General features: G+C 46.8%; 12 protein-coding genes. 6 read left to right on the top strand and 6 right to left on the bottom strand.

All coding sequences use genetic code 11. The annotated features are described in order from the left end of the window. The first annotated feature begins 623 nt into the window (after positions 1 to 623). The 4 genes from Q1A41_RS18065 to Q1A41_RS18080 all read left to right on the top strand — a co-directional run bounded on the left by Q1A41_RS18065 (position 624) and on the right by Q1A41_RS18080 (position 3,056). On the top strand, positions 624 to 1,124 hold the full coding sequence (locus tag Q1A41_RS18065) for a hypothetical protein (protein ID WP_299981864.1): 501 nt from the start codon (positions 624 to 626) through the stop codon (positions 1,122 to 1,124). A 38-nt stretch (positions 1,125 to 1,162) separates the two neighbouring features. Beyond that, complete coding sequence (locus Q1A41_RS18070; RefSeq protein WP_299981866.1) at positions 1,163 to 1,504, top strand: ribonuclease E inhibitor RraB; 342 nt, start codon at positions 1,163 to 1,165, stop codon at positions 1,502 to 1,504. A 552-nt stretch (positions 1,505 to 2,056) separates the two neighbouring features. Then, positions 2,057 to 2,518 (top strand): GNAT family N-acetyltransferase, encoded by a 462-nt coding sequence (locus Q1A41_RS18075; RefSeq protein WP_299981867.1) that lies wholly within the window; start codon positions 2,057 to 2,059, stop codon positions 2,516 to 2,518. A 61-nt stretch (positions 2,519 to 2,579) separates the two neighbouring features. After that, the gene (locus tag Q1A41_RS18080) at positions 2,580 to 3,056 is read left to right on the top strand and encodes a hypothetical protein (RefSeq protein ID WP_299981870.1); all 477 of its coding nucleotides are present in this window, start codon (positions 2,580 to 2,582) and stop codon (positions 3,054 to 3,056) included. Positions 3,057 to 3,204: 148 nt separating this feature from the next. On the opposite strand, the gene Q1A41_RS18085 is transcribed toward Q1A41_RS18080, so the two are convergent. Further along, the gene (locus Q1A41_RS18085; RefSeq protein ID WP_299981872.1) at positions 3,205 to 6,537 is read right to left on the bottom strand and encodes a TonB-dependent receptor; all 3,333 of its coding nucleotides are present in this window, start codon (positions 6,535 to 6,537) and stop codon (positions 3,205 to 3,207) included. Between the two features lie 1,468 nt (positions 6,538 to 8,005). On the opposite strand from Q1A41_RS18085, the gene Q1A41_RS18090 reads away from it, so the two are divergent. After that, positions 8,006 to 8,458: an Sbal_3080 family lipoprotein gene (locus Q1A41_RS18090; protein ID WP_299981874.1), complete on the top strand. Its 453-nt coding sequence runs from the start codon at positions 8,006 to 8,008 to the stop codon at positions 8,456 to 8,458. A 137-nt stretch (positions 8,459 to 8,595) separates the two neighbouring features. On the opposite strand, the gene parC is transcribed toward Q1A41_RS18090, so the two are convergent. From parC to Q1A41_RS18105, 3 genes are all read right to left on the bottom strand, one after another. After that, entirely contained in the window at positions 8,596 to 10,848 is a 2,253-nt protein-coding gene (parC, locus tag Q1A41_RS18095) for a DNA topoisomerase IV subunit A (protein ID WP_299981876.1), read from the bottom strand. Positions 10,849 to 10,946: 98 nt separating this feature from the next. After that, positions 10,947 to 11,660: a DUF3592 domain-containing protein gene (locus Q1A41_RS18100; RefSeq protein WP_299981878.1), complete on the bottom strand. Its 714-nt coding sequence runs from the start codon at positions 11,658 to 11,660 to the stop codon at positions 10,947 to 10,949. Between the two features lie 4 nt (positions 11,661 to 11,664). Next, positions 11,665 to 14,325 (bottom strand): CehA/McbA family metallohydrolase, encoded by a 2,661-nt coding sequence (locus Q1A41_RS18105; RefSeq protein ID WP_299981880.1) that lies wholly within the window; start codon positions 14,323 to 14,325, stop codon positions 11,665 to 11,667. A 345-nt stretch (positions 14,326 to 14,670) separates the two neighbouring features. Here Q1A41_RS18105 and Q1A41_RS18110 point away from each other — a divergent pair, with 345 nt between their 5' ends. After that, on the top strand, positions 14,671 to 16,329 hold the full coding sequence (locus tag Q1A41_RS18110; protein WP_299981882.1) for an acetolactate synthase large subunit: 1,659 nt from the start codon (positions 14,671 to 14,673) through the stop codon (positions 16,327 to 16,329). A 119-nt stretch (positions 16,330 to 16,448) separates the two neighbouring features. On the opposite strand, the gene Q1A41_RS18115 is transcribed toward Q1A41_RS18110, so the two are convergent. Together Q1A41_RS18115 and Q1A41_RS18120 are read right to left on the bottom strand one after the other, a co-directional pair. Further along, the gene (locus tag Q1A41_RS18115; RefSeq protein WP_299981885.1) at positions 16,449 to 17,369 is read right to left on the bottom strand and encodes an AraC family transcriptional regulator; all 921 of its coding nucleotides are present in this window, start codon (positions 17,367 to 17,369) and stop codon (positions 16,449 to 16,451) included. Next, complete coding sequence (locus Q1A41_RS18120) at positions 17,366 to 18,775, bottom strand: DUF1501 domain-containing protein (protein ID WP_299981888.1); 1,410 nt, start codon at positions 18,773 to 18,775, stop codon at positions 17,366 to 17,368. The genes Q1A41_RS18115 and Q1A41_RS18120 overlap by 4 nt, the downstream gene beginning before the upstream one ends.

An 18,775-nucleotide genomic window follows, 5' to 3' on the forward strand; every position in this document is an offset into this window, starting at 1 on the left:
CTTCTCCAAGTTGGTTCGCGCCTCAAGCTTACCGCTTTGGTGGTAAGCTGGAGAAGGCTCAATAAGTATCAAGGCCATTAACTACGCGCCTAAAGGCGCCGGAGAAGGCTCCCCCAATAAAGTGAAGCGTTAGAAACACAAATAATGAATAAACATCGACTAACATTTATAGCCCTAATCGGATTACCTCTTTTGCTATTGGCATGCTCCAATTACTTAGTGGGCTCGCCAGAGGAACAGGTAGCACAGGACATTGAATCGAATACTTATTCATTTTTAACATGGTATGACGGCTGGGGAAGCCATACGGTTTGGGGTGTTGGTAAGGTTGGCGCTTGCTTCACTTGTGGTAGCGTAATGTGTGGTAGTACTAAGGTCGAATTCACAGTTAGCTATGACACTCATACGAGAACTGCCGACAGCGTGTATCCTCAGGAGAAAGAATTTGCAACAACATACAATTCAATGTTGCTTGCGCACTTTAAGCAAACAGGGCAAAGGTGTATTTTTGAACTTATGCCCACAACTGGCAGTTCGGCTTCTATCAAGTAGCTGCGCCGGAAAACTACTCGCTGCGCTTGCATTTTTCCGGTGGGCAAGGCGCTAGCTCTCTAGGAGTAAAGATGAAATTACTAGTTACTGCTATATTTTTGATGTTTTTCTCGGCGGCAGCTTTATCTGCCCCACCAGAAATGTTGAACGTGAAGATTGGTGCAGTGTTTCCAGTTAAAGCTAAAAATCACGAAACTCATAAAAATGGCAGGCCTACAATCCAGTTTCGAGTGCCTAACTCTGGCGTCACAAAAGAGGTGTTCCCTGAATATGAAGTGACGATCCTCAGAGACGGCTATGAGGTCGCGATTATTACGGCGAGAAAGTCTTTTTTTGACATCAAATCCTGTGGCGATTCTCAAACCAAGGCATTGGCTTGGTTAAAAAAAGTTATTCCTAACCCAAAGTTAGATTCTGATGGACATACCTATATAGACTCAAATGTTAACACCTTTGCAACTCTTAGTTGTTCTTATAAGGGTGCAAGTCCTTTTCCAGAGCTACAACTTCAGTTTCGAGGTGTGGCGCAAGATGAAAAACTTAATAAAGCTTGGGCACATGCATTCAAATAGAGCACTAACAAGACCATGCAAGCGCGGCCGGGACAGACATGAAACGAGATTATTCTAAGTTCCCAAACGATGCCTGTGGAGATTCTCTTTGGCGCATGGTTGTTGAAGGTGATGATCTAACCGAAGAAAGGGATTTGGAATTCATAGTGATATTTGAAACTGAAGATGAAGCGATGAAGTTTGGAGAGCACCTTCTCTTCAATCGTCAAAAGGTGTTGCTTTGCGATGATGATTCCGAAGACTACCCATATTTCATAGCCTCCACAGTATCGATGATACCAAGATATGAGACCATTTTAGAGTACGAGAGGTTATTGGAAAAATATGCCTCACCGTTGAATGGTAAGAATGATGGCTGGAGTTGTTATGTCTGCAAGTAAGCTCCCCAAAAGTGGCTGTTATTTGTCCACACCAAAAAACGCACTAGTTGCAGTGATTAAATATGCCAACACCAAACATCTACCGAAAAATTCAGAAGAATCTTGAAAGGTATCGACCGGCATCACTTGTCGGCAGCGTGGTAAGTTATTCAGTATTCGCTTGGTTTCTTATTTCGACCAAAGAAACCATAGAAAACATGTCCGCATCGAGCCTCTACCTAGCTCTAGCAATATGTAGCATAGGCATGATCCTATCGTTATTTAATTTAATGGCAGGGTATCAGCAGAAATCATGGATAGACAACTACCCTATCACTGCTAAGCTAGGCAAACTATTACCCCCAAAGCCCAAACCTTGGAGCGAGGCTATCGCTATAAACTGTTTTGCCCTAGGACTGATAGTACTTATTACAGTATTATTCCTTAACGCATCAGTTTTTTAGGGCGTTTACCCAATAATTTAAAGTTATATGTTACTGTTTACGACAAAATAAAACGCCAAGAGGCTATCACATCATCCACACACAACCCTTGTAACATGTGGAAAATACAATGAACACTGTCAAATACCTAAAATTCGAGGACAGCAGTCCAAAAGATTTGATAAACATTTTGAACGAAGAGTCTTTGCGAAAACACCTTATAGAACACCCCCACTTTGACTCTTACAATATCAATGAATGGATAAGCGGCAAGATCGAGACGAATGCAGCTAAAGGCTGTCGTGTTCGTGTCATATCCATCGATGGTGAAATAGCAGGGTGGTGTGGCATACAAGAAGACGACGAAGGCTTTGAGATTGCCATTGTCATTTCTCAAAAATTCTGGGGTTATGGCATCCGTATTTTTAAAACCATAATGAGCTGGGCTAAGGAACTAGGTCACAAAGAGGTCTTGTTTCACCTTCTAGAAACAAGGCGCAGCTATAAATCCCTAGCCAGAATGGCTAGAAAAATCAGTCACCGCCAATTACTCGGTCGAAATTTCAGCACCTACTACCTTTTAGTGCCTTAAAGCTGCTATCGTTGAACAAACTCATTTTAAGCCTCTACTTGATTTCATTTTAGGTATCACCGTGCGCATTACTACCTTACTTATATTTCTAACCTTAAGCCTCACCCTCAACAAAGCCCTAGCCACCGAACACTTCGAGCTTTACCCAAAGCACTCTGAGCCTGCACACAACCCCAGCCAAGCAGTATCCGACAAGCACTTCGAGATTGCCGATAAATTAATCGCTGATTTTAATCAAAAGCCCAACGGGCTCTATTCGAAGGTGGATGATATTACGATATGGCAATCTTATAGCGGCCAATACAACCGGATGTGGATGGAAACTGCGCTTACGAATGAGGATGTAGAAAAGCAGCTGAAACAAGGCATTTGGAAAGCTGTGCCTATCCCTAAGGTGGCTTATAAAACTATGCACTTGCCGCGCAATATTCCAGCTGAGTTAATGTCTTGCTTTTTGGGTCAGCTGGATGGTAAGCCAACGTATTTGTTTTGGAGCAAAGCCCGCGAGCGTGCGGCGTTTGTGGTAAAGCTGGATTAGGGCTTATATTCTGGATATTAAAAAGGCGAGCCTAAATAGACTCGCCTTCTACTGCTAAGCTCAAACCTAGTAATCAAACCCCCTATTCTATCTATGTGGCACCCCTGCCACTCAGAGAAATTTAATTACTGCAGGCTTCAGCAAAGCATCACATAATCTTATAATTCACACCCAAGAAGAAATAGCGCCCCCTAGGACTGGTCGGGAAGGCGCGATTGGTGATGAACTGCTCTTCATTGGATACGTTGTTTACGCCACCATATACGCGCCATGCATCGTCGATGTTGTAGCTGGCATTTAAATTATGCACCCACACTTCATCCATTAATACGCTTTCACCGTATTGCGAAACCGCGCTTTCAATCTCTAGGAACTTAAGTAGCTGCTCGCCTTGGTAATTGCTTTGCCAGTTCACATCGATATCCGCATAAGACCAGGAAAGATTGATACTGCCGGCAAAGCGCGGGCGGCTGTATTCTTTTAGCTCTGGGTTTTTAAAGCTTGGATCTAGCGGGTTGGTATAGTCATCTAACTTTTCGGTTTCGGTGCCCTGTAGGCGTAGGCCAAAGCTATGCGCACCTAAATCAAAATCGTAGGCGGCGGTAAAATCGATACCTGCGGCCTCTTGGCGTACATAATTGATACTGGTAGAGCGAATAAAGTTTAAACCGCCATGTTGCTGCGAGCCTACGGTACCGTTACGGCTTAGCAGGCCACAAAAACTATCGTTAAGGCCAGCGCCGGTGGCGTAGCAACCATTGACGATATCCTGGGCGCCAACAAGATCGATAGCATCGTCAATTTCGATCTCCCAACGATCGATGGAAAACCTTAGGCCATCTACAAAGCTTGGGGTAAAGACAAAACCGAATGTTGTTGTTTTGGCCGTTTCTTCATCCAGCTCGGCATTACCACCTTCGGTGCCTCCAAAGGATGCCGACAGTGGATCAGAGAACACATAATTACCATCGGCATCAAATACATTAACACTTAAGCCTTGCAAAGCGGCCACACAGTTTGCCTGGGTTTGATCAGCCAGTACAGGATTATCGGCTCTAACCGCGCTAATCTGGCTTGCATCACAAGGATCAGTCGGGCGATAGGTCACTCCGATTTGCGGGCCAAATAGCTCATTAATATTGGGCGCCCTTACGGTTTCTGATACTGTTGCGCGCAGCAATAGATCCTCGATAGGACGATAAGATAAACTCACCCGCCATGAGGTGGCCTCGCCTATGGTGCTGTAATCGCTATAGCGGGTAGCCAGATCCAAATACATATTCTCGATCACCGGAACGGAGGCCTCGATAAAGACATCGGCGGCATCGTAGCTGCCCACCTCATTGCGATTACTAAGATTTGGACGAAATACTAAGTTACTATTTTCTGAGTGATCGGCAATATTCGAGCCCGCAGGAAACGGCGCGTTTGCTGGAATAATACCAAGCTGAAAGTTGTCGAAAGTCGCCTCGGATTTTTCTTCGCGGTACTCTAAGCCAGCAGCAAATGAAACTGGGCCCGCTGGTAATTCAAAAAACGGGCGGCTGCTCGCGGTGATAAAGCCAGAGATTACAAATTGCTCTAACTTAAGCTGATCCCTTGCGGTAGTCGTCACAAAGGCTAGGGCCTCATCAGTAATGCCGGTAGCACCGTTCCAGATATCTAATGGCACACATTGGCCACTGCCAGGGGTGAAGCTGTAGTAGCCAGGATCGTATACTGGGATATTAAACGGTGTGGTTGTTGCCGGTGCCGATGGATCAACATCGGCTCGGCAAGCCGGGGCACCGCTTGCAGGATCTGTCACCGCATCTATCGCTGCAAGAAAACGATCATTGATCAACTGATCATACTGGCGGAACTCGCGATCTACTTGCCCGTAGTTAAGCGATAACTCGTATTGTAAATCTTCGGAGTATTCGCCGCGCAGACCAAAGACAAAACGCGCTGTCTCTCGATCTACCGTTGTTCTGCCTGAGCCAATACCGATTGGATCTAAGGTGATAGATACCCCACCATGCTCTTGAGCGATAGGCACAAGAAAATCTGGCAAGAATGGATTATCTGGCGCGCCTAAAAGTAGATCCCAGAAGCTGGTGGGCTGACCTTCGTTTTCGGTAGATTGCTTAACGTATTTTGCTTCTAGAAACAGCTCTTTGCTGCCACTTAGCTCGTAAGTTGCCAAAATATCCAAAGAGGTTTTATCTTCCGGCCTAAGAATATAGCCGAAGTCTTGTTGAATCGTATTGAAGGAATCGCCACCAAAGCCCTGAAAGCTACTGGCAACTAAACCATCATTAACCGGGCTATAGCTGCCATCGGCACTAACATTCCAGCAGCCACCTAGCGCACCAAAAGCACCATTGCCATCGAGTGAAGAGTTGAAGCCGGTAAAAGAATCTAAGCAATCGGGCCGACCATTATTGTTAAGATCGACAGGAGTTTCGGCATTGAAGCCAGTAAAGCTAAAGGCATTACCCGGTGCCACATAACCATAACCCGATGTAAACGGAAAGGTTCGACCAAGCAGCACAGCTCGCTCTGGGGCTGCGGCGGCATTGGCAATAAAGGCCCGCTCTGCATCACTTAGGCTTGGGTTACTATTAAATTGCTCATTGTACTGGGCAATAAAGCCTGCCTCATCTGGCACCTCGAAGCCGTAATGTAATCGCCCGGTATTTTCATAGTTATAGAAGCGCGCGAAATTCGGCATGGTTGCAGGATCAATATCCCCTTGTTGAAAACGCTTGGCAGGGTTTAGCCAATCTCGACCAGAACCTAATAACGCGCCGTTACTGCGCTCGGATACCCGCAAACCTTCGTCATTTTCCCAGCTGAAGTTAACCGTGATATTGCCGCGATTATCCGCAAAGCTGCTGCCCCATAATGCGTTAAGCATGGTTTGATCAGCATCGCTTTCATGGGAAAGGCCTTGTCGCACATCCAACTCGAAACCTTCAAAGCGATTTTTAAGTATAAAATTAACAACACCCGTAACGGAATCCGCACCATATACAGCCGAAGCACCACCGGTTAACACCTCTACACGCTCAACCAAGCTTGGCGAAATACTGCCAATATCCACTGCGGCCGAACCTTGCACCCCACCGATATGACGCCGGCCATTTACCAACACCAATGTTCTTGTTGCACCAAGCCCCCTAAGATCCAAGACATTGGAGCCATCGATAAAATCGGCATCGTCAGAATCAATAGAGGACTCCGAAGAAGTAGACGACAATAAAGAAGGAACATCGTTAAGAACATCGACCAAAGAATACTGCCCAGAATCACGGATGGCATCACCTGATATGGTTTCCACCGGAGCTGAACTTTCCATATTGGCATCTAGGCTAATCCTTGAGCCTGTGACCGTCACCTCTTCGATTTCTTCGTCTTCTTGGGCAAGAAGATCAGTCGTGTATCCACCTAGCAGTAATGCGAGAAAAAGATAGGGCGATTTAGTAAATTGAGATTTCATTATTGCTCCAAATGGCGACACTCTGTCGGTAAAAATAAACGGCCTCTATTCGGTATAGTTCATATTTATTGACTAAAGCAAATTATTCAGACTAATAGATTGAGTCGCCATGTGAGCGCTAAAAAAACAGTAAATTCTATTTAACATGACAGCGGTGGCTTAATCACAAATTCTGCGCCCTCTTTGTAATCTGTGCTGTATGGAATACTGCCACTCATTTTCTGAACTAAGACGTTTTTGCAAAAACCTTAACTCCAAACCTATTTCGCCCAGCGCACACAAGGTGTGTAAAAGTGGCTCGAATAATTCCCAGGGATTCTCTTCAGCAATGCCGGGCCGCTATCGCTGATTCGAGGCTCGAGATCTTTACTGCAATCCAGACACCAATCGATATGCTGTGTTTGATCTAGCAGTCGATTAAGCATTAAACAGTTGCTTAGTAGTTTATTGAGTAAGCTTTAAAAATCGCTGGGTTATTTTTAAGAACTAACTTTAAAAACCAAAGTTTCAAGGAATGGATTACATAACTGCCGTTTATCTTGCCATTGCCCCCTGGGTTCTCACATAACCTTATCTGGTAGCAGCGACTCGACCGATAGGGTTTTTGACATTTAAATTATTATCAAACCCTGCAAAATAAAAAGGCGAGCCTAAAAGACTCGCCTTTGACGCTAGTATTTTTAACTATCACTGGAATGCAATTAAATATGCTTAACAAGGCACTGCCACTTGGAAGCATTCCAAACTTACCTCTGAGCAGATCGGCACATTTCCAATGTTGGCCAAAAAAATCGAGATAAAGTGCCCAGATTGCTCTACTAAGGCGGACTTTTTGATAAAAAAGCGTATTCAAAAAAATATACCACCAGGGCCCGCGACCAAAAACAATATTCATCGGCATGGTTAACGGCAAGAGAAGCTGCCTTCTTGTGCATTGGTAAAGCAGATTGAAATTGAATGGCCAAGTGATGCCGTTTATATCACTCCGACTTAGGGTAGAGTTTTATGGGCTTGAAATAAACAACATGCTGTTGATATGAGTGACTATCTCGCGTCTAGATCTAGGATTAAGCATAATTATCAGCATGTGACTTCACTCTGTCATATACCCGAGTTATTCAAACTTGCAAAGAACTGCCCCAAATGCGTGTGCGAGCTCTAACATTGTGAAACTTGTGATCTACTACAACCACCACATCAACGTTCAAAAACATTAGATGTGCGACTTAGTTTGTATCTCATCAGCACAGCATAGAGAGTTATATTGGCAGCCTTCTCCATTGAGATACTGTAATTTCAGCAAACAAAAATTAATGCGGATTTTGCATTCGTCATTATTTTGTATGACAACGTGAACTCTCTCTTTTGACACCGTAAAAAACAAGGTAATATTGGCCCTAGATTTTGAAGCCTCAACTAATTAGCTGTATCTGCTAGGATTTACAATATACACAACAAAGGAATAAGTATGTTACGCAAACTGTCTTTATTAGCTTGCATGGGATTAGTATCAGCCTGTTCAATCACTCAAAATATCGAACCCGCAGAAATTTCTCAGGGAGCTGAGCTGTGCATCATCGAAAACCCAGATGTTAGAGAAGGCTTTCTGAAGGAATATAAGTCTGTGCTATCAAGCAGAGGCATTCCTTTTAAAGTCGTAAGTGAGACTTCTGTACCAGAAACGTGCGAATGGACTTCAACTTACGTTGCTCGCTGGACATGGGATCTATCGTTATATATGTCGTACGCGGAGATTAAAATTTTCAACAAAGGGAGCCTTGATGGCGAGGCCATTTATGATTCCACAAGAGGCGGCGCAAATATGAGCAAATTTATTGATGCGGAACCGAAGATTCGTGAGTTAGTAAACCAGCTTTTGCAGTTCAAATCGGCTTCTCTGTTCTACAGAGATTTTGGTTAAAAATTAAAGAAAGTCAGTTGTGCTTTCATTTACTGACTGCTGGGTTTAAGCCTAAACACTAAAAGCACATAATTCACGTAAAAAGGCGAGCCTAAAAGACTCGCCTTTTTACGTTAGACTCGCTGAACAGCAATGCCTTATTCAATCACCTCAACGGAATCCACCTTTTGGAAACCTCTCGGCAATTTATTACCACGGCGGCCGCGTTCGCCTTTGTAATGCTCTAGATCGGCGACTTTCATGCCTAGATGGCGTTTGCCGGAATAGATTTTTAGTTGCTGGCCTTTGCTGATAACCTGCACTGAAATTACAAACTCTTCGCGGGCTTGTACGCGCGCAGAAGGAATATTCATAATTTTATTGCCTTTACCACGAGCTAGTTCTGGCAGCTCGCTTAGCGGGAAGACTAGCATGCGGCCTTCGTTACTGATGGCGACAATTAACTGCTCATCATCACTGGCTTGAATAGGCGTAGCCGATAATACGCGGCCACCTTTTGGCAAAGTGAGTGCGGCTTTACCGGCTTTGTTTTTGGTAAACAAATCGCCCATATTGCCTACAAAGCCATAACCCGCATCGGATGCTAACAAAACTTTTTGCTTTGGATCACCGGTCATGGTGGAAACAAAAGTAGCGCCGCTCGGCGGGTTTAGGCGGCCAGAGATAGGCTCGCCCTGCCCTCGTGCTGATGGCAGAGTATGGGCTTGTAGTGCATAGCTTCGGCCCGTGCTATCAAGCAAGATAACGTTTTGATTGGTTTTACCTTTGCAGGCCACTTTAAATTTGTCGCCGGCTTTGTAGTTCAAAGCAGCTGGATCGATATCGTGACCTTTGGCGGCGCGAATCCAGCCTTTTTCTGAAATCACGATTGTTACCGGATCGCTGCCTAGTAGATCGGTTTCGCTAAAGGCGGCCGCTTCGTCGCGAGCAACGATAGGCGAGCGACGATCATCACCGAATTCTTTAGCAGCCGCTTGCAGCTCTTTTTTCACCAAAGTTTTTAAACGGCGCGCACTGTCTAGAGTTTTATTAAGGTCGTCGCGCTCTTTCTCTAACGCTTCTTGCTCTTCCTTAATTTTCATTTCTTCCAAGCGGGCCAACTGGCGTAACTTGGTATCTAGAATGTATTCGGCTTGGGCTTCTACTAAATTGAAGCGCTCCATTAAGATGGGCTTGGGCTCATCTTCGGTGCGAATAATATGGATAACTTCATCCACATTTAAAAACACAATCATTAAAGCGGCCAAGCGTAGCAAACGCTCTTCCACTTTAGACAGGCGATACTGTAGACGGCGGCGAATGGTTACGGTACGGAAGCTCAACCACTCCGACAAAATCGTCTCGAGAGATTTAACACCCGGGCGGCCATCGATACCGATCATGTTCATATTTACACGATAGGTGCGCTCTAAATCGGTAGAGGCAAAAAGATGGCTCATCATGGCATCGATATCGACGCGGTTTGAGCGCGGCACAATCACTAAGCGGGTTGGATTTTCGTGATCGGATTCATCACGTAAATCTGCCACCATGGGTAACTTTTTAGCCTGCATTTGTGCGGCGATTTGCTCTAGCACTTTGGCGCCACTCACTTGATGCGGCAGTGCGGTTACTACGATATCGCCATCTTGTTGTACCCATACGGCGCGCATGCGCAAGCTGCCACGGCCGGTTTCGTACATTTTTTGCAGATCGGCCTTTGGGGTAATCAGCTCCGCTTCGGTAGGCATATCTGGGCCTTGCACAAATTCGCAAAGCTCGGCGGTGTTGGCGTTGGGGTTTTCCAGCTTGTGGATAGTGGCCTCTACTACCTCGCGCAGATTGTGCGGCGGAATATCGGTTGCCATACCTACGGCGATACCGGTGGTGCCGTTTAGTAGCACATTAGGTACCTGGGCTGGCATTACCGCCGGCTCGTCCATACTGCCATCGAAGTTAGGCACCCAATCAACCGTACCTTGGCCTAGTTCGCTAAGCAGCACTTCTGAATATTTGGTGAGCTTCGATTCGGTGTATCGCATGGCCGCGAAGGATTTCGGGTCATCTTGTGAGCCCCAGTTACCCTGGCCATCAACCAACGGGTAGCGATAACTAAATGGCTGGGCCATTAGCACCATGGCTTCATAAGCGGCCGAATCACCGTGCGGGTGAAACTTACCGATAACATCACCCACGGTACGGGCTGATTTTTTGTACTTAGCGCTGGCCTTTAGGCCCAGCTCGCTCATGGCGTAAACAATTCGGCGCTGCACCGGCTTTAAGCCGTCACCCACATTGGGTAGGGCGCGATCGAGAATTACGTACATGGAGTAATCCAGGTAGGCCTTCTCGGTATATTCCTTTAGGGAGATGCGTTCATCCGCATCTTGAACTCCAACTAAATCTGACATGCCATTTCCTACAGTCTTCTTGGCGTAAAACGGGCTTTGTATCAAATGCCGAGGGCGGCGGCAAATAAGCCTATTAAATCGTGCTAATTTTGATCAATTTATACCCGCTGCTGGGGTAAAAAGCTGGTATCCATAAAATAGACATCAGGCTTTTGCTTGTTTACCAATACAGTGATCAGCTGCTTGGGACTTATGAACCCTGTTGGATCGAAACCCAGGGCATCGCTGCGATAGACATGTAACTGATTACTTTCACGCTCATGCCAGCGGGCGATAATAAAGAACTCCCTTTTGCCATTATCATCAATCTCGGCGGATTCTACGCGCTGGTATTCGGCCATTACCGGCATTCCTTGGCGCATTAAGTGCTCGACATTATGGCGACGGCGCCACACTAAAAATAGCGGGATCACCCCCACCAGTAAAAATATCGAGCCCATCACCGAGATTAAGGTCGGGCCAAACCATAAGCCCATAAAGCTATCGATGCGGGCATCTAAAGGGTTCGCCGGATCGAACAATACCTGCACCTTTTCACCAACACTATAAGCCGGTGGATTGGAACTGGTGCTGCTGATCACATTGTAGCGCTGGCCATCTGCTATAAAGCTGTACTTGGGCGCATAGGTGGTGGAATCGGAGCCGCGATTGGCCACCATCTCTACCACTTCACCTTCAACAGCTTGGGCACGCTCTTTAAAGCTAAAGGTTTTTTGCGCCCAAAGGCCAGCACCCATCAGCATTAAAAAGCCGATCATTGAAAAAACAACGCCGACTATGCCTAGCCCTTTCGAGTTAGATTTATTGGACATACTGCTATAATCCTGGAGCCTGCCACTTGCCATCGTTATCTGCATCTACATAAATTGGGTTAGTAAATGCAAATGGCGGCATAACCGGAACAATATCAGCGAATAAGCCTTTACGATCACCTTCCACTTCTACTGTAACAAAGCTATCTTTATCAAAACTTAATGGCAGCATATTTTCCTGCCCCTTAACGATGGGCATTTGCTGATAGAGCTCACCATTGATATACACCCGCAAGGTGTGCACATCGATCCACTGCGCCGCGTTTACCGTTAAGTTTAATACCGCCTCTTTTGCGGTTAGGGTTTGTCCCATTAAGGCTTGCTTGTCGCCCTGCTTTAAGGCGATATCAATTAATGGGCCCGTGGTGCCGTAAATATTGCCACCTTTAATGCCCGCCACAAAATCGTCTTGATCAAAAGCCTTAACATCATCGTTCTGCATATAGATGAGCGTGCGCGGCTCTAATACCACCTCACCAAAAGCCTGGCCATGGGAATCACTGGTGGCCGTGCCTACCAATTTTATGCCCTGCTTTAAGAACGCAAACCAATCTTTGCGCAGCTGCTCATAGGAATGCAGCCCAGCACCGGTACCATTAATAAGTTCGATGGCATCGAAGTCGATATCGCGCACGCCCGTCTCAGGATCTTTTTCGATCAGGCTGCTATTTTGCTCGGCCGTTAATGGCTGGCTTGGATCATGGCCACGGCCATCTAGCAGGTGCACTAAATAACTTTCGTTATAACGCTGGCTGCCCGGCTCGGCTTTTTCTTCGGGGTTGTAGATTACCCTTGGGTGATTAAGCTGCATGACGGCTTTAGGATCACTCTTTCTTACCGCTGCGATCACATCACGCCAGCGCTTATTTTCATGGGCTGGGGCACCGCTGCGGTACTGGCCAAGCTGAGGCTTTAACGGGAAGGCATTGGCATGACCCAGGGTATGAGGTGCCGCTTCGCTTTGTACTAGGCCGGTAATTTCTGTACCGGTAACTGTCGCTAAACGCTCAGTTAAACCTAACTCGGCAATATCGCGGTTGTAGTCATAAATGGTTTCATGCTCGGTAGCTACCAATACCTCACCACCTTGGGCGATATAGCTTCGAATACGCTGCTCTTGCGGGTAGCTATTATCGAAGCTTGGTGCAGCATGGGTATGTAAATCCGCATGCACGTAATTGGGCGTGCTCACCTCTAAGCTAGGCGTTTGAATCGTTAGCTTATTGTCTTTGCCAGCTTCTACATTTAGCTTGACTGCATGAGCTGAATACTCTGGCCCACGACTGGCAATCACTCGATAGCGGCCGGGCTCTAAGCTCACCGTTTTGGGATCGGATTCCGTACCGGCCAACATAATATCGATAACTTTTTCTTCATGCTTGCCGCTAGCTACAAAACCAAATACCTGACGCGAAAAATCTATCGCCTGACCGTCTTCGGCAAAAAAGCTTAGGCGCATGGTTTGGCCTTGGGGCAGTTGTAGATCCGCACGGGCCGCTAATTCTGGCTTAATAATTTTTTGATCACTAGGCAAGCTTATGGCGCTTTCGGCCAACACTCGATTACGCTCTTGTACGCGCAATAGATACTGGCCTTTAGGGGCGTGCACCGCAGCAATGCCGTTACTATCGCTCATGGCGTGATTGATTACCGCGCCGTCTTCAGCGCGTTGTAAAAATACCGATAAGCCAGGCCCTGGCAACTGCACTTTAATGGCGGGCTCGCTCGCCCAGTATTGATTAAGGATGGAAGCGGCATCGCGGCCCGAGGCCAAGCTGATCTCGTTTTCCACTACCAAGGTTTCGCCCACATCCAAATCGGCAATTTGGGTTTCTAATAATTTAAGCGGATCTAAAAAAGCGCCTTCACTATCGAAGAAAAAGGTATCAGTAAAAGTAAGCGCCGCCGAGTAAGAATCGGTTACGCCCACAAAGCTTGGCATGGGGGTTTTCTGATTATCTTCAGATAGCAGGTAGGCGTTCTTAATATGCTGGCCATATACCATTGGATTCTTGCCAGCATCGGGCAAGCTCAGAACCATATCGACACCTAATAGGCCATCTAAATCATCCAGCAGGCCGCTAGGTAGTGATTTGTGCTGGTAACCCGGTGATGGCCCGGTGCCGTTTAAAGAAGTACTAAAAACTTTATTGCCGCGATTTAAATTCACCACACCAAAGGCTGCAGCATCAGAGCCATCGACTTCTTGTTTGTGGGTGAGCTCGGTAGTGAGCTGCAACTTATCGCCATTGGCTTCGTTAAACTCATAACTAACCTTAAGCTCAAAACCGCCATGTGTTGCCCAACCCAATACGCGGGCGTAGCCGTCGCCCTGCTCGGCTTTCATGGTGTGAAAGACCGGTGAGCTGGTGCCGCTTAGATTGATAGCAAAATACAATTGCCCAAAACCTTCGCCCGCTTTGTCGCAAAAGCCGAAATCGGTAAGGTAGCCACCTGTTGCGGCCAGCTCGCCCTCGTGATCGACATTGGAAACTACCGCACAGACCTGGCCATTACTTAACTGCCAATCGCCCAAGCCGCCCCAGGCCATATCGCCCGAAACACGTATTTGCTTGGCATCGCTGATCTGCTGCGCCTGATACTCCCCCCAACACATAGGTGTTATTAACAGTAATGGCAGTAATTTGCCCAGTCGTGATCTCATGTTTTGTCTCTTGTTCTTGTAGTGTGCTTGTTGTGCTTCTTATTAGTATTTCGCGATCTTTGGCTAAGTTCGCCGATCTTGGTCCAATCCCCTATTGTGACAGCTAGATCGCAGCAACTCTATAGCCAAGGCTGCCTTATAGGGCACGGCCTTATAAGTAGTTTCAGGCGCCAATATTACGGACAGATGAGGGTCAGCGCTATAACAGTCATAAATTTTGGCAAATGTGCAGAACAGCTCACATAGTCTATGCTTGAACAGTAAACAAATCGTCTTAAGCTGAGCCCTAGTAGCAAGATAACTTACTTTTAAGAAGCTCGCTCAATCCAATAGGAGAATCGCGCCATGAAAGCATCAGATCTGATGGTCCAATGCCTGGAAGAAGAAGGAATCGAGTATATCTTTGGTGTTCCCGGTGAAGAGAATGCCGATTTTATGATGTCTTTGGAGAAATCCGAGAAGATCAAATTTATTCTAACCCGGCACGAGCAGGGCGCGGCCTTTATGGCAGAGATCTACGGGCGATTAACCGGTAACCCAGCCGGCTGTTTGGGCACCCTAGGCCCAGGCGCCACCAATTTAATTACCGGCGTAGCGGATTCCAATATGGACCGCGCGCCAATGCTAGTACTTACCGGCCAGGGCGCCTCAACCCGCCTACACAAAGAATCCCATCAGGTAATGGATGTAGTGGGCATGTTTGAGCCCGTGACCAAGTGGGCCACTACCGTATGGCACCCAGAGAATATTCCTGAGATTGTACGTAAGGCGGTACGTCTGGCCCGCACTGAAAAACCGGGCGCCGTGCATATCGAGCTACCCGAAGATATCGCCAAGCTACCCGTCGATAAGGCGCCGCTTACCGTACGCAAGGCTCGCCGCCCAGTGCCTGCCGATAAGATTATGGATCAGGCCTTTGAGCAAATTAAAAACGCCAAGCGCCCCATCATTATTGCGGGTAATGGTTGTATACGCACCCGCGCTTCCAAGCAGTTGCGTCTTTTATGTGAGAAAACCGGCATCGGTGTAGTGAGCACCTTTATGGCCAAAGGCTGTGTGGATATGGATGCCGATTACTGTCTATATACTATTGGCCTCGGCGCCAAAGATATTCCAGCCTGCGCTGTTGATGCGGCCGACCTGGTGATCACTCTAGGTTACGATATGGTGGAATACCATCCAAAACTTTGGAATGGCGATCAAAGCAAAAACATTTTGCATATCGATTTCCTACCGGCTGAAATCGACGAGCACTATCATCCAGAAACTGAAGTAGTGGGCGACTTGGCCCACGCCCTATGGATGCTAAACGAGCGCATTGATGCTCACGGCGGCGACAAGCTCGATTTCGATTTAAGCCAACAAGCTGCTGTACGCCGCGATATGAGCGAAGAGCTTGCTAAACATAAGGACGATGACACCGAAGGTTCGATTCGCCCGCAAAAAGCGCTATGGGATGCTCGCGCGGTAATGGGCCCTAATGATATTGCACTGAGTGATGTGGGCGCCCACAAAATGTGGATTGCTCGTCATTTCCAGTGTAACGAGCCCAACACCTGTTTAATCCCCAATGGCTTCTGCTCTATGGGCTTTGCTTTACCTGGCGCTATTGCGGCCAGCATTGTGCACCCAGATCGCAATATCTTAGCCATCTCGGGTGACGCTGGCTTTATGATGAACATGCAGGAAATGGAAACCGCTCGCCGATTAAATTTAAACCTTACCGTAATGGTATGGGACGATGGCGGCTACGGTTTAATTAAGTGGAAGCAAGAAAACGAATTTGGTAAACACACCGACTTGGATTTCGGCAACCCACACTGGGTACCACTGGCAGAATCTTTTGGCTGGCATGCACAGCGCGTGGATAACTCTCGCGATTTGCAAGGCGCCATTAAAAATGCCTTTGAAACCGATGGCCCAAGCTTAATCGTAATCCCTATTGATTACAGCGAAAATAAAAAGCTTACCGAGCGCTTGGGTGAGCTGACCTGTTCGATATAAGCTTATCAGTTTTATAGCCGCCTAAGGGCTGATAAAACAAGAAGGCCTGCTCATTTTTATGGGCAGGCTTTTTAGTATTCACAGCCTAAATTTCTTTATCACTTAGATTTCCTTATTGGCTAGCTTTCTTTATTGCTCAACACTACGGGCAAGCATATAGTCACCAACATGCCACCCTCCACCGGCTGCTGAACCGCTATCTCATCGCAAAGATAAGCTTCTTGATCTATTGCAAATTCGTTAAGCGATAGATAACGATAAATCGCTTCCCAAACCATTAGGTAACAAGCTTCTGATTCAACCACGACCATTGCCTGCAAGTAACTCCGCTCAGGCACACAGTAGTTCGCCAAATCTTTATCGGCTTCATATCCCCAATAGTAATATACCGAGCTAGGGTCTGTGCAAGCATCCCAGGGCGAAAATACAAAAACCTTATCGCAACTCATCGGCAGATACTCTTTGCAGGCCGTGTAGATTTGAGATACCGATTGAATACTCGCCTCATGCAAGTAGAAGTGGCGCTCAGTTTTTTGCTCAACAGTAATCTTGATGCTGTCCAACAAAGAGTTATCCAGGCTTTCGGGAAAGTCTGGATGAGGTTGCCCGAGCTTTGGCAACAAGGAATGCCAAACATTCGCGCTCTGCTCGCTACACAACTGCCTAACATCGGAGGCACTTAAGCCCAACACTCTACGTAGAGCTTTTGCCAAAGCTTGCGAGGAGGAAAAACCAGATTCTAAAGCCACCTCGGTTACGCTCTTAGCGCTGAGCTGTAATTGACTGAGAGCGTATTGCAATCGAATTCTTCGCTGAAAGCTTCCAGGCCCCTCATTAAAAGCATTTTTAAATACATAATGAAAATGACTTGGTGATACCGCGCACTGCTGGGCCAGCCAGTTCCAGTCGATAGATTCGTTAAAGTTTTCACGAATCAAACGGGTCGCGGTGGCCATACGGCTTTGCCACTGGGGCTTTAAACCACCCAATAGGTGGTTCTCAGCCCCAAGCTGTAGCGGTTTAACGCTTAATGTATTCATAGATTATTTAAAAGGTCTAGGCGCGGCCAATCTTCACCGCTCGAACTATCCGCTGCAAAATTTTTCAGATTAGGGAACAACTTAGGAATGTCACTTTCCTGCACCCCAAACCACATAGACAGCTGGGCGAACAGTACATCGGTAGGCAAAGTCGGTATTAGCACACCGCCACCTACATCAAGCGGGTTTTTATCACCTAGGGAGAGTGCCGGGTAATCTCCCAGCACCTGCCCACCTTTAACGGCATCACCCATTACCATACAGTGACCGCCCCAGCCGTGATCGCTACCATTACCATTTGATGTCAATGTACGACCAAAATCAGAGCCCGTGAAACATAAAACGTTTTCTGACAAGCCAAGCAAGTCTATAGCCTGCTGAAATTCACCCATAGCTTTACTCAACACGCGCAGCATGCGGGCCTGACTATTAAGCAGATCATCGTGATGATCCCAGCCAATATAGCGCAGGAAGTAAGTCTGTTGAGGCAGGCCTAGCTCTTCAGTCGCCGCTATACTCTGTGCGACTTTCGCTAATTGCTTAGAAAGATCGCTATCGCTAAATTCAATAGGTAGGCTAATCTTTTCTACGGCATCTCGATATTTACGGTGCTGAAGCTGCGCCTCGCGGGTAATCGAAAGGTAGCTTTGCTTAAAAGGATCGCCAGCATAAGAAGTATTCAATACCGTTTCAAAACTGCGCAAGATGGCGCGATTTAGATCACTTTCTTCTTCATTAACGACTAAACCGACACTGCCAGAACCCGTAATAGAATAGTGGGTGCTACGGCGGCCGTTTTGCATGATATTGGAACCCGCCAATGAGATATTCATTGGAATCTGATCGGCTTTTTTATCTGGCTGTAAGGCATCTGCAAAATAGCCAAACCAACCTTGCTGTACACGCAGATCGGGCCTTGATGTTTGCCAGTGTTTAAACTGATCAGCGTGGGACAGCAAACCTAACGGCACACGAGCACTGCGATCTAAAAATGCTTGCTTGTTCACAGGCTCGATAAGAGGCGCGATATTGGCCACGAACGATAATTTTTCTTGGCCAAATAATTCTGCCACTTCTGGCATCGAGGGGTGCAAAGCGAATTCTCGCCCTTCTTTATCGGCAAAGCCTTGCAAGGGCAATAAACTGTCTTTTGCAAGTGCAAGATTTGCGCGAGTCTTGGCATACTCACTGTAGTGCTTAGCAGAGTGTGGCACCAACATATTAAAACTGTCATTGCCGCCATCAAGCATAATGCACACGAGAGCACGCTTTTGCTTGTCAATATTTAGCGGTGGAACGCTTTGCGTGCTCACTTTAGGCAGTGAAAAGCTTGGCGCACTGGCCGCGGCCAAACTGGCAGCCATACTGCCCTGAACAAACTTGCGGCGCGTTAGATTCTTTAACAT

This window comes from uncultured Pseudoteredinibacter sp., from assembly GCF_947502065.1.
In the GTDB taxonomy this organism is placed as follows: Bacteria; Pseudomonadota; Gammaproteobacteria; order Pseudomonadales; family Cellvibrionaceae; genus Pseudoteredinibacter.